Annotated in this window: 12 protein-coding genes; 8 read left to right on the forward strand and 4 right to left on the reverse strand. The window is 60.8% G+C overall.

Annotation, left to right across the window (positions count from 1 at the left end; all coding sequences use genetic code 11):
- The first annotated feature begins 123 nt into the window (after positions 1-123).
- The 4 genes from BLR77_RS13180 to BLR77_RS13195 are packed head-to-tail and all read left to right on the forward strand — an operon-like array spanning position 124 to position 3,548.
- A complete protein-coding gene (locus BLR77_RS13180) occupies positions 124-1,758 on the forward strand; it encodes a methyl-accepting chemotaxis protein (protein WP_074678449.1) in 1,635 nt (544 codons plus the stop codon).
- 7 nt (positions 1,759-1,765) lie between these two features.
- Positions 1,766-2,380, forward strand: a complete 615-nt coding sequence (locus BLR77_RS13185; RefSeq protein WP_074678451.1) for a hypothetical protein — start codon at positions 1,766-1,768, stop codon at positions 2,378-2,380.
- 50 nt (positions 2,381-2,430) lie between these two features.
- Complete coding sequence (gene pnuC, locus BLR77_RS13190; protein ID WP_074678453.1) at positions 2,431-3,000, forward strand: nicotinamide riboside transporter PnuC; 570 nt, start codon at positions 2,431-2,433, stop codon at positions 2,998-3,000.
- Positions 2,997-3,548: an AAA family ATPase gene (locus tag BLR77_RS13195; protein ID WP_074678455.1), complete on the forward strand. Its 552-nt coding sequence runs from the start codon at positions 2,997-2,999 to the stop codon at positions 3,546-3,548. The genes pnuC and BLR77_RS13195 overlap by 4 nt, the downstream gene beginning before the upstream one ends.
- On the opposite strand, the gene BLR77_RS13200 is transcribed toward BLR77_RS13195, so the two are convergent.
- Together BLR77_RS13200 and BLR77_RS13205 are read right to left on the reverse strand one after the other, a co-directional pair.
- Positions 3,516-3,983 carry a DUF3429 domain-containing protein gene (locus tag BLR77_RS13200; RefSeq protein ID WP_074678457.1) on the reverse strand — a complete coding sequence of 156 codons (468 nt, stop codon included), beginning with the start codon at positions 3,981-3,983 and terminating at the stop codon, positions 3,516-3,518. The two genes, BLR77_RS13195 and BLR77_RS13200, sit on opposite strands and share 33 nt — an antisense overlap.
- Positions 3,984-4,052: 69 nt before the next feature.
- Positions 4,053-5,264, reverse strand: a complete 1,212-nt coding sequence (locus BLR77_RS13205) for a sigma-54-dependent transcriptional regulator (RefSeq protein WP_174578063.1) — start codon at positions 5,262-5,264, stop codon at positions 4,053-4,055.
- A gap of 227 nt (positions 5,265-5,491) precedes the next feature.
- On the opposite strand from BLR77_RS13205, the gene BLR77_RS13210 reads away from it, so the two are divergent.
- The 4 genes from BLR77_RS13210 to BLR77_RS13225 all read left to right on the forward strand — a co-directional run bounded on the left by BLR77_RS13210 (position 5,492) and on the right by BLR77_RS13225 (position 9,377).
- Complete coding sequence (locus BLR77_RS13210) at positions 5,492-7,366, forward strand: di-heme-cytochrome C peroxidase (protein WP_074678459.1); 1,875 nt, start codon at positions 5,492-5,494, stop codon at positions 7,364-7,366.
- Positions 7,367-7,402: 36 nt separating this feature from the next.
- A complete protein-coding gene (locus BLR77_RS13215) occupies positions 7,403-8,596 on the forward strand; it encodes a catalase family protein (RefSeq protein WP_074678461.1) in 1,194 nt (397 codons plus the stop codon).
- A 181-nt stretch (positions 8,597-8,777) separates the two neighbouring features.
- On the forward strand, positions 8,778-9,047 hold the full coding sequence (locus BLR77_RS13220) for a hypothetical protein (protein WP_074678463.1): 270 nt from the start codon (positions 8,778-8,780) through the stop codon (positions 9,045-9,047).
- A gap of 102 nt (positions 9,048-9,149) precedes the next feature.
- On the forward strand, positions 9,150-9,377 hold the full coding sequence (locus BLR77_RS13225; protein ID WP_074678465.1) for a DUF1272 domain-containing protein: 228 nt from the start codon (positions 9,150-9,152) through the stop codon (positions 9,375-9,377).
- Between the two features lie 51 nt (positions 9,378-9,428).
- Here the strand turns inward: BLR77_RS13225 and nfuA are convergent, their stop codons facing one another.
- Together nfuA and BLR77_RS13235 are read right to left on the reverse strand one after the other, a co-directional pair.
- Entirely contained in the window at positions 9,429-10,013 is a 585-nt protein-coding gene (gene nfuA / locus BLR77_RS13230; RefSeq protein ID WP_072424033.1) for a Fe-S biogenesis protein NfuA, read from the reverse strand.
- 70 nt (positions 10,014-10,083) lie between these two features.
- The gene (locus BLR77_RS13235; protein ID WP_074678467.1) at positions 10,084-11,103 is read right to left on the reverse strand and encodes an acyltransferase family protein; all 1,020 of its coding nucleotides are present in this window, start codon (positions 11,101-11,103) and stop codon (positions 10,084-10,086) included.
- Between the last annotated feature and the right edge of the window lie 2 nt (positions 11,104-11,105).

An 11,105-nucleotide genomic window follows, 5' to 3' on the forward strand; every position in this document is an offset into this window, starting at 1 on the left:
TGCGCCGGGCGGCCGAAATGCTATCAGACAAATAGAGTGAATAATGCCTTGATATGACAGTATTGCCTCGCCCCCTTCGAGGTGGCCCTGAAGCCGACAATTACAACAGTCAGGAATTCGTCCATGAACAGCTTACGTAGTCTTCCTATCAGCCGCCGTCTATGGCTGATCTTGGCGCTGGCCATTTTGACGCTGATCTTGCAGGGCGCCTACATGCTGCGCCAGCTCCACATCGATCTTTATGCCGGCAAGTCGGAAAAGACCGAGCATGTGGTGCAGAGCGCCGCCAGTATTCTCAAACATTTCCATGGCCTGGAAAGTGCCGGCAGCCTGAGCCGCGAGCAAGCACAGAAGCAGGCCATGGAAGTGGTGCGCGGTTTGCGCTACGACGGCCAGGAGTACTTCTGGATCAACGATCAGACGCCGGCCATGCTCATGCATCCGATGAATGCCAAGCTCGAGGGCCAGAACCTTTCCGGCTTCAAGGATCCGGACGGCAAGGCGTTGTTCAACGAGATGGTCGCCATTACCCGCAGCCAGGGGGCCGGCCAGGTCGACTATCGCTGGCCGAAACCCGGCGCCACCGACCCGGTACCGAAAATCTCCTATGTCGAACTGTTCCAGCCCTGGGGCTGGATCATCGGCTCCGGCGTCTATGTCGATGACGTGCAGGCGGAGTTCAGGGCCCAGGCGATCAAAGCCATGGGCATCGGTTTGTTGATCGCCCTGCTCCTGACTGGCCTGGTGGTGCTGATTACGCGCAGCATCGTGCAGCCGTTACAGGCAGCAGTGGACGCCATGGCCAGCATTTCCAGTGGTGAAGGCGACCTGACCCGCAACCTCGACAGCCACGGGCGGGACGAACTGACTGCGCTGGCGACCTATTTCAATGCCTTTACCGAAAAGCTGCGCCATGTGATCCGGCAGATGCTCGATTCGGCAGGCTCGCTCGATCAGGCCGCCCGCTCGCTTGGCGACATCTCCAGCGAGGCGCAACGCCACAGCCAGCAACAGGCGCAGCAGATGGAGCTGGTGGCGACCGCTGTCAACGAGGTGACCTACGGCGTACAGGACGTGGCGAAGAACGCCGAGCACGCCTCCAGCGAGATGCACACCGCCGAGGAGCAGGCCAGCCAGGGCCAGCAGAACATCGAGGCGAGCCTGCGTCAGATCGATCAGTTGTCGGGCACCATCGACAAGGCCGTAGAGGTGATTCAATCACTGGCCAGCGAGAGCACGCAGATCGGCAGCGTACTGGAGGTGATCCGCTCCATCGCCGAGCAAACCAACCTGCTCGCCCTCAACGCCGCCATCGAGGCTGCCCGCGCCGGTGAGCAGGGCCGCGGTTTCGCCGTGGTTGCGGACGAAGTGAGGCTTCTGGCGCAACGTACCCAGCAGTCCACCGCGGAAATTCAGGGTATGATCGAGCGCCTGCAAGGCAACTCCGAAGCAGCCGTCAAGGTGATCAACGAAAGCAGCCGCGCGTCCCAGCTGACCGTGGAACAGGCCAGCCAGGCCGGTGAGAGCCTCGCCCAGATCGCCCAATCGCTACGCAACCTGACCGGGCTCAATGCCTCGATCGCCAGTGCCACCCTGCAACAATCCCACGTGGTGGAAGACATCAATCAGAACGTCACGCAGACGGCAGCACTGGCGCACAACACCGCCGAGGCTGCCGAACAGTCGAGCGCGGCCAGCCAGCACCTGAAACAGCTGGCCGACCAGCTCAATCGTCTGCTTGGGCAATTCCGCGTATGAGTCGAGCATGAGCAGCATGCAACATCAGGAGGTCGATTTCAGTCGGCCACAGAACCAGGACCTGATCTGGGACCTGGACAGCATGGCCCGCCGCGAGCTGGCCGAGCGTTTCATCAAGCTGTTCGAGAATCGCCTGTGCGTCTATTCCGAATCGGTGGGGCAGCTGTACACCAACTACAGCCTGCACTTCCCCACCGATCTTGGCCGCAAGATGGTGGTGCTGCCCAATCCTTACGCCTTCCACGACACCCTGCACGGCATCGACAGACAGGCCATCCGCAAGACGGGCCTGTGCGTGTTGCCGGGCAAGGTTCTGGGCAAACCGGGGCTCCTGCTCAGCACCCAGATCAAGGACGGCGGGCCGGCGCCCAAGACCATGCCCTTCAAACCGGCACTGGCGCAGATCATCAGTAACCAGAAGAAAATCGGTGATCTGTTCCTGCCGGTGCTGATGAAGGGCGACCTGCGCGAGTTCGACCAGCAGATGCCCTATATCCATCTGCATCGCCTGCAACTGGCACGCCTGGAGCGATTGTCGAGCTTCGAGCGCGACGACATCCAGCAAACCATCACCCGCAAGCTGCTGATGCTCTATCGACAAGCCGACAGCCTGGTGTGCTGAACCGCCGGCATCAGTACAATCGCCACCCTTTCCTGATTTGAGGACGCCGGATGTCCTGGCTCGAACTCGTTGCTGCCGGGCTCGGCATCGTCGCGGTATGCCTGACGGTCAGGCAGAACCCCTGGTGCTGGCCCATCGGCCTGATCATGGTGTTGCTCTATGCCTGGCTGTTCTATGACTGGCGGCTGTATTCCAACCTGCTTCTGCAGCTGTTGTTCGCCGCGCTGCAACTCTACGGCTGGTGGCAGTGGACCCGCGGCGGCGAACGTCACGATGGACGCAAGGTCAGTCGCCTGGGCATCGCTGCGGTTGCCGCAGGCCTGCTGAGCGGCGTGATCGGTGCCTGGCTGCTCGGCTATCTGATGGCCACCTACACCGACGCCAGTTCGCCCTGGCTGGATTCGGCGTTGACTGCATTCAGCCTGGTCGCGCAGCTGTGGATGGCGCAGAAGCGCCTGCAATGCTGGGCACTTTGGGTGGTGGTAGACCTCTGCTATGTGGCCTTCTTCCTGTATAGCGAGCTGTATCTCACTGCTGGTCTCTACGCCGCCTTCACCGCATTGGCCGTCAGCGGCTGGCTGAGCTGGCGCCGCGACCCGGCGTTGCAGTGCGCGCCATGAAAGTACTGGTGCTGACCGGGCCGGAGTCCAGCGGCAAAAGCTGGCTGGCGGCGCAAATACAGGCGCGCTTCGGCGGCGTGGTAGTGGGTGAGTACGTGCGCCACTTCATCGATGAGCAGCAGCGCGATACCTGCTACGCCGACATCGCCGAGATCGCTCGCGGGCAACTGGCCTGGGAGGATGCTGCGCGGGCAGTCAGGCCGCCACTGCTGATTCTCGACACCCACCTGCTGAGCAACATGCTCTGGAGCCAATGCCTGTTTGGCGATTGTCCGCAGTGGCTGGAGGCCGAGTTGCTGGCACGTCACTACGACCAGCACCTGTTGCTCGACCCCGCCGGCGTGCCCTGGATCGAAGATGGCCAGCGTTGCCAGCCACAGTTGGCAGAACGCGAGGCTTTTCATCAGGCCTGCCGGGATTGGCTGCAGGGTAACGAGCAGCGTTTCTGCGAACTGTCAGGAGGCTGGGACGAGCGGCGCCAGGCGGCGCTGAAGCAGGTCGCAACGCTGCTCGGCTCAGCGGATCAGTACGCTGGCCCAGGCCACTAACAGGCTCAGGCACACCACCAGCGTCAATGGCGTACGCAGTGCCGGATACCATTGCGGTGCCAGTCCTACGCGTACCGCGTGCATGTCTGCCAGATAGAGGCCGATAAAGGCAAACAGGAAAATCGGTAGCGACAGGCCCATCGGCAGTCCGCCAGCCAGCGCGGCCCAACCCAGCAAGGGCGGGATCACCGAAAGCCCCAGTTGCAACTTGGCCTTCTCGTCGGTTTCCTCCGCACGCATCGCCAGGCCCCAGTGAATGGCGCCCATGAAGGCCAGGATCACCGCCGCGAAATCCAACAACGCAGCCAGCACGAAAGGCCGCCAGCCCATGGGAATCACCCAGATGCCCAGCGCACCGCCAACGAATGGCACCAGGCCGGCATAACCCAGCAACACGGCCAGTTGCGGCGGCTTCTCGGCGTCGAACGGGTGCATGACGATCTCCTTGGCGATAGGTTTGCCGAGCACCTTAGCAGTGTTTCTCAAGCGTTACAGCCATGAGCCTCAGCGCAGGCGGTGTTTGTGCAGCAGGCGATAGAAGGTTGGCCGAGACACTCCGAGCGTTCGCGCTGCCTGGCTCATGTTGTTGCTGTAGCGGCCCAGGACGTCGTTCAGCGCCTGCCGTTCGGCCCGTAGTATGTAATCCTCCAGCGTCACCGGTGCGTCGCTGCTCGCCTGTGCCGGGCGCAAGCCAAGGTCGGCTGCCAGAATCTGTCGCCCTTGAGCCAGCACCAGTGCGCGCACCACGCGATTGCGCAGCTCGCGCACGTTACCTGGCCAGGAATGGCTGGTCATGGCGTCTATCGCTTCTTCGCTGAAACGCCGATGATGCCGCCCGATCACCGCTCCGTGCTGGTTGGCGAACGCTTCGGCCAGCAGCAACAGATCACCAGGATGCTCGCGCAGATTCGGTGTTTGCAGTTGTTGCACCGCCAGTTGCTGAAACAGGTCCCGCCTGAAACCTCCCTGCAACAGTGCCTGCACCAACTCGCCTCGGTCCAGAGTCAATAGATGTGCCTGAGGATGGCGCTGCAGGTGGTCCAGCACCCTTTGCTGCTCCACCTCAGAAAGCCGGGATGCATTTTCGAGCAGCACGGTGGTGACAGTTGATGCGGCGAGAGCAGCGTCGTCGAATCGCTCGGCACAGTCGATAGCGCGCATGGCCTGCGCCGCAAAAGATGAACGCTGGTGGAGCAACCGTGCCAGAAGATGCTTGCCGCTGCCACGCTCCCCGCTCACCAGTAGCGGGCCATCGATATGACCCAGGCGAACCAGCTGCCGGCGCAGACTGCGCGCTGCACCACAGTTGCCGAGAAACGCCGGCAACTGTCCTCCGCTTGTCAATCCGAGCAAGCGAGTGCCTGCCTGCGCCTGTTGCAAGGTTTCCAGTAGGCGGGGCATTTCCACCGGCAATGGCAGCGCAGCGAAGAACCATTCGCCGACCAGTTCATCGCGGTCAACCTGCATCAAGCACCCGGCATCCGCCAGCACTACGCAACCAAGCCCAGTCAGTTGCAACTGCTTGAGCAGCGCATGACTCGGTTGCTGATCGAGGTGAAGCAGGAGTGCATCGCCGGCATGGTCGTTGAGCGTCTCTGGCGTGCAGCGCTGCAAGGTCCAGCCAGCCGCCTGCAAAGGCTGAAACAGCGTCTCGCATGCATCGAAAGGTTCGAGCACCAGTAATTGCCGGGATGCGACGGAAACAGCCTCCAACATATCCCATCCTTGGCGCCATTATTTTGTAATTCCAATAAAAACAACAATTTGGCGCTCGCAAACGTAAAGTTAGCAAGAACTTTGACGCTCCATGGATCATTTCTCTATATCCGTTGTTCCTGCTGGTTATTGCAGAGTTTTCATGATCACGGCGATGGCACCTTGCCAATAGCCTGCAGTATTGGCATAACAGGCCGATTAATAAGAACGCTACAAGGATGTCTCTGATGCGTCTGCTTCGCCGTACTCTGAAACTCGTCATTTTGCTGGCACTGATCGGCCTGGCCGTGGCGCTGTATTACGTGGCCAACCCCAATCTCCCGACCTATCAGCAGCCCAGCGAGTTGCACTATCTGCAGCAATGGAGCGAAGAGCAGCGCCAGACCTATTACTACACGCCGCAGGGCACCACGGTTAAAGGTCTGCGTTATGACTGGTTCAGCGCTCTGGAAATGCCGTTCGGCACCGAGAAGTTCGCCCGTCTCGACTATCTGGCCCGCTTCGGCTTTCTCACCGATCCCAAGCAACAGCCAAGCGATCTGAATCCCGGCAATCTGCCGGTCGGCTTTACCCGTCATCAGGACAGCGAAAGCGGCGAGCACTTTCTCGATATCAGTTGCGCCGCCTGCCATACCGGTGAACTGCGCTACAAAGGCCAGGCCGTGCGCATCGACGGGGGGGCCGCCCTGCACTCCCTCGCCTCCACCGTGCCGACCCTGCGCGGCGGCGGTTTCGGCCAGGCGCTGGGCATGAGCATGGCTTTCACCTATTACAACCCGCTGAAATTCCGCCGCTTTGCTCAGGAAGTTCTGGGTGATCAGTACCCGCAGGGCCGTGACCAACTGCGCGAGGACTTCAAGCAGGTGCTCGACCGGCTGCTGGCGACTGCTTTCAACGACTGGCACCGCGGCTTGTACCCGACCGAAGAAGGTTTTGGCCGTACCGATGCGTTCGGTCGTATCGCCAACACCGTATTCGGCGATGTTCTGGACGACGCCAACTACCGCGTCGCCAATGCACCGGTCAGCTACCCGCAACTCTGGGACATCTGGAAGTTCGACTGGGTGCAATGGAATGGCTCGGCCATGCAGCCGATGGCGCGCAACGTTGGCGAAGCCCTTGGCGTCGGTGCCAGCCTGCATCTGCTCGACGAACACGGCAAAGGCGTCGCCGAAGCTGATCGCTACGCCTCCAGCGTGCGCCTGCATGACCTCTACACCCTGGAGGAAACCTTGAAGCGGCTGCAGCCACCCAAGTGGCCGGAAGCCGTATTCGGCAAGGTGGATCTGCCTCTGGCCAGCCGTGGCAAAGCGCTCTACACCGAGAATTGCGCCTATTGCCATGCCCCCGATCCCAAGCCGCGCGACCAGCGCCTGGCACCGTCACGCGATCCCGAGTGGAAGATGCGCGTCGTACCGATCAGCATCGTCGGTACCGACCCGACCACAGCCGACAACATCGCCGATCATCGCTTCGACATCAGCCGCCTGGGCTGGACCAAGGCCGAGCTGGCACGTCTGGACGTGCAGCTGTTTGGCTCCAGTCTCGATGAGGTCGACTTCAAGAGCATTTCCAGCGCCAAGGGCCTGGCCTACATCACCGCTTACGTGGAGAACCGCGCCTATCAGGACGCCGGCATCGGCCCGCGCCAACGCAAGGAAATGGATGGCTACGGCCTGCCCATCGGCGTTCAGGAAAAGCGCGGCTACAAGGCCCGCCCACTCGACGGCATCTGGGCTACCCCACCCTTCCTGCACAACGGCTCGGTGCCCAACCTGTTCGAGCTGCTCTCCCCCGTTTACGAGCGGCAGGCCCAGTTCTGGGTCGGCAACTTCGAATTCGACCCGGTACGCGTGGGCTATCGCAGCGACAAGTTCCCAGGCGGCTTCCTGCTCGACACCCGCGTCACCGGCAATGGTAATGGTGGTCACGAGTTCCGCGATGGCTGCCGCCAGGAGGGCGTCATCGGGCGCGCCTTGGCGCCGGACGAGCGCCTGGCCCTGATCGAATACCTCAAGGTGCTCGGTAACGCAGACCTGGAAACCCAGCTCAGTGACGTGCCGGTACAAGCCTGGACACCCGGCCCGAGCTGCGAAGGCTGATTTCAACCAATAGGTTCGAGAACAAGGATTGCAACGATGTTGAAACGCTTCTGGCTCTGGCTCGGTCGCCTGCTCGGTAAACTGCTGCTCACCATCGGCCTGGTCGGCCTGGTTGGTTGGGGGCTGGGCGAAGCCTATTACGCCTGGAAACTCTCCGGCCCGGTCTCCACGCAGGAACAGATTGCCGCGGATGAACCAGTGCTGACCAGGCTGATCATCGAAGATGCGGTACGCATCGTCGAACAGCACCGTGACAACACCCGCGTGCTGCGCGACGCCCACGCCAAGGCCCATGGCTGTGTCAAAGCCGAGGTACAGGTGCTGGATACTCTGGACGAATCATTGCGCCAAGGTGTGTTCAGTGAGCCTGGGCACACCTGGCAGGCCTGGATGCGCCTGTCCAACGGCAACGCCTACCCGCAGTTCGACCGTGCCCGCGATGCCCGCGGCATGGCCATCAAACTGCTCGACGTGCCTGGCGAGAAGCTCATGAAGAGCCCGGCGCATACTGGCGAGCAGGATTTCGTGATGTTCAACCATCCGGCGTTCTTCGTTCGCGACGTGGCTGAGTACCGCACCAACTTCGCCGCCCAGGCCGATGGCAAGAAGGCTCTGGCCTTCTTCCCCAGTTGGGATCCGCGCACCTGGGAAGTGCGCCACCTGTTCATCGCCCTGAAGACCCTGGCTCCGGCGCCAGAAAGCCCCGTGGCCACCACCTACAACTCCATCGCGCCGTTCAAGCTCGGCGAGTTGAACATCAAGTACCGCGTGGTACCCGCCCCACAGAATTGCCCACCCTACGAGCTGCCGGAACAAAACACCGACCTGCCCAATTTCCTGCGCAATGCGCTTTACCAGCAACTGTCACTGGACCGCGCACCGGCCTGTTTTGAACTTCAGGTGCAAAAGCAGAACGCGCAGTACTACATGCCCATCGAAGATCCGACTGTCGAATGGAGTGAAAAGATATCGCCCTTCGAGAGCGTTGCGCGTATTACCGTACAGCCTCAGGACTTCGATAGCCGCGAACAAAACCTGTTCTGCGACAATTTGTCCTTCAACCCCTGGCATGCACTTCCCGAACACCGGCCTATCGGTGGCATAAACCGTTTGCGCAAGTCGGTATATGAGGCGGTAAGCGCCTATCGTCATCAGCGCAACGCCCCAGCCCCTGCTAGCGCTGCGCCGCAGCCAGTTACGCAAGAAACAGAGGTGGAACTTTCGCAGTAGAAAGTTGTAGCCGGCGAGACGCCAGAAGTTTTCATCAAGGCACACTACGCCGGTAATAAAACTTTTTTCAGCTATGTGTGACTTATGGGTCTGCTGAGTTCATCAACAACATTGAAAGGCCAACATCAATAACCTGTTGGCCGCCATTGATTGTTGGGATCAACTCGGAGAAACCGACCCCATGAACACACCGCTGCGTTTCAACGAAGCCCTGCTGATTGCCGATCGCGCCTTCCGCCCGTTCCAGTGCGTGGCCTGGGCTCCGCAGGACGGCACCGGCGTCGTCAGCATCAGCGTCATCGACCGTACCAATACCCGCCTGCTCGGCCGCACCCAGCTGTCCAGCGCCACCTACAGCGACCCGCAACAGCTGGAAGATGCGCTGCAGCGCTCGCGCGATGAGCTGAGCCGCAAAGGTTTCGATCTGGCGCCGTGGAGCATGCCGGAGTAAGTCGTTTTCGGGGCGCCTTGCGCGCCCCCAGATTTGCCCGTTGCGCTTAGCCTGAGGCGACTGCAGACTGCTGCGATCACCCACTGTGCCGAGCCTAGCGCCATGCTTGAACTGCGCCCCAATTGCGAGAACTGCGACTGCGATCTACCTGTAGCCAGTGTTGACGCCTTGATCTGCTCCTTCGAGTGCACCTTTTGCCGCTCCTGCGCCGAATCCGTCCTGGCGCTACGCTGCCCGAACTGCGGTGGCGAACTGGTGAAGCGCCCGATTCGCCCGCCCGAGAAGCTCGAACGCTTCCCCGCCTCCAGCAAACGCGTGCTCAAGGTCTGAAATGAAAAAGGGGCGACTCCGGTCGCCCCTTTTTCATGTGTACTGCGCCTGTCAGTAGTAGGCGTTCTCGCGATTGCTGTGGTCGGTCACATCGCGCACACCCTTGAGCTCTGGAATGCGCTCGAGCAGCGTTTTCTCGATGCCTTCCTTGAGGGTGTAATCAGCCTGACCACAGCCCTGGCAACCGCCACCGAACTGCAGCACCGCGATGCCCTCTTCGACGACGTCGATCAGCGTGACCTGGCCGCCGTGGCTGGCAAGACCGGGGTTGATCTCGGTCTGCAGGTAGTAGTTGATGCGCTCGTTGAGCGGGCTGTCTTCGTTGACCATCGGCACCTTGGCGTTCGGCGCCTTGATGGTCAGCTGGCCGCCCATACGATCGGTTGCATAGTCGACGACTGCGTCTTCCAGGAAAGGCTCGCTGATGCCATCGATCCAGGCGGTGAAACTGGCCAGACCAACGGCGGTGTCTTCAGGCTTCTGCTCACCCGGCTTGCAGTAGGCAATGCAGGTTTCCGCGTAAGGCGTACCTGGCTGGGTGATGAAAACTCGGATGCCGATACCCGGAGTGTCCTGCTTGCTCAGCAGCTCAGCCAGGTAATCTTCGGCAGCTTGGGTAATGATGATGGCGCTCATGGCTACTCCTCACGGTCATGCGGCGGATTGTACGCCAAGTGACGACCTGAATATAGTCCTACTAATTTACTCAGGATAGCGACTGCAGCCGGCTCTGATCGGCTCGCTGCCCGACCCAGACCTTGGCGCAAACGAAGAAACGCTTTTCGATCAGCTCATAGCTGGCCCATGCAGCCAGGGCGATCACCGGTATGCAGGCAGCGATGACGAGAGCGGGAGCGAGGTCGAGACTGGCCTGCAGGTACCAGCCCAGCGACAGGACGATCACATGCAGCAGATACACCGAGTACGAGCAGTCACCCATGTGCCTCAATAGTCGGTTGTCCTGGAACCAGGGTTCCATGGCGATACAGGCCGCCACGATCAACGTGCTCGGTAGCCCCCAATGCAGCAGGCGCATGGAGCTGTCGACTTGATGGATGGCCAGCAGCGCAGCGGCGATGACCAGCAGCGGCAACCACAGGCCCTGGCGAATCCAGCCCCGTTTGTAAATCGCCCCCAGAAGCATGCCGAAGACGAACTCGTAGACGATGCTGTTGCGGTAGAAATCGCTCATCCATGGCTGGGTCGCCAGCAGGCTGAAGGTGGCCAGGGCAAGGACGATAAACAGCAGACGCAGTCGCTCGGTCAGCATGAAGGCCAGGGCGAACAGCAGGTAGAAGAACATCTCGTAATTCAGCGTCCAGCCGACATTGAGCGTGGGATAGAGACCAAACCCGCCGGGGTTCTCGGCCGGAATGAAGAGCAGAGAGAGCAGCAGATGATGCAGGTCGAATTTCTGTACCGGCATCACCGGATTGGCAAAGGCGATGATCAGCGCCGCGATCAACGAGTACAGCCAGTAGGCCGGTACGATACGCACCACGCGACTGAGCATGAAACGCCAGGGCGTGATGCGCTTGCCCTGGGTGGAGAGATAAATCACCAGCCCGCTGATGACGAAAAAAATGTCGACACCAACGGCGCCCCTTTCGGCGAAGAAACGACCGACGAAACTGTCGGCCTGAAAATCGAAGAACACCTGCATGACGTGATGAAAGACCACAACCCAGGCCGCCAACGCCCGTAAAGCCTGCACAGAAACCAGCATGA

Source organism: Ectopseudomonas alcaliphila (genome assembly GCF_900101755.1).
Lineage (GTDB): Bacteria > Pseudomonadota > Gammaproteobacteria > Pseudomonadales > Pseudomonadaceae > Aquipseudomonas > Aquipseudomonas alcaliphila.

Bases quoted from the DNA above. Each gene is read 5' to 3' on its own strand.
- BLR77_RS13180 (WP_074678449.1), top strand. From the start codon at position 124: ATGAACAGCTTACGTAGTCTTCCTATCAGCCGCCGTCTATGGCTGATC.
- BLR77_RS13185 (WP_074678451.1), top strand. From the start codon at position 1,766: ATGAGCAGCATGCAACATCAGGAGGTCGATTTCAGTCGGCCACAGAAC.
- pnuC (WP_074678453.1), top strand. From the start codon at position 2,431: ATGTCCTGGCTCGAACTCGTTGCTGCCGGGCTCGGCATCGTCGCGGTA.
- BLR77_RS13195 (WP_074678455.1), top strand. From the start codon at position 2,997: ATGAAAGTACTGGTGCTGACCGGGCCGGAGTCCAGCGGCAAAAGCTGG.
- BLR77_RS13200 (WP_074678457.1), bottom strand. From the start codon at position 3,983: ATGCACCCGTTCGACGCCGAGAAGCCGCCGCAACTGGCCGTGTTGCTG.
- BLR77_RS13205 (WP_174578063.1), bottom strand. From the start codon at position 5,264: ATGTTGGAGGCTGTTTCCGTCGCATCCCGGCAATTACTGGTGCTCGAA.
- BLR77_RS13210 (WP_074678459.1), top strand. From the start codon at position 5,492: ATGCGTCTGCTTCGCCGTACTCTGAAACTCGTCATTTTGCTGGCACTG.
- BLR77_RS13215 (WP_074678461.1), top strand. From the start codon at position 7,403: ATGTTGAAACGCTTCTGGCTCTGGCTCGGTCGCCTGCTCGGTAAACTG.
- BLR77_RS13220 (WP_074678463.1), top strand. From the start codon at position 8,778: ATGAACACACCGCTGCGTTTCAACGAAGCCCTGCTGATTGCCGATCGC.
- BLR77_RS13225 (WP_074678465.1), top strand. From the start codon at position 9,150: ATGCTTGAACTGCGCCCCAATTGCGAGAACTGCGACTGCGATCTACCT.
- nfuA (WP_072424033.1), bottom strand. From the start codon at position 10,013: ATGAGCGCCATCATCATTACCCAAGCTGCCGAAGATTACCTGGCTGAG.
- BLR77_RS13235 (WP_074678467.1), bottom strand. From the start codon at position 11,103: ATGCTGGTTTCTGTGCAGGCTTTACGGGCGTTGGCGGCCTGGGTTGTG.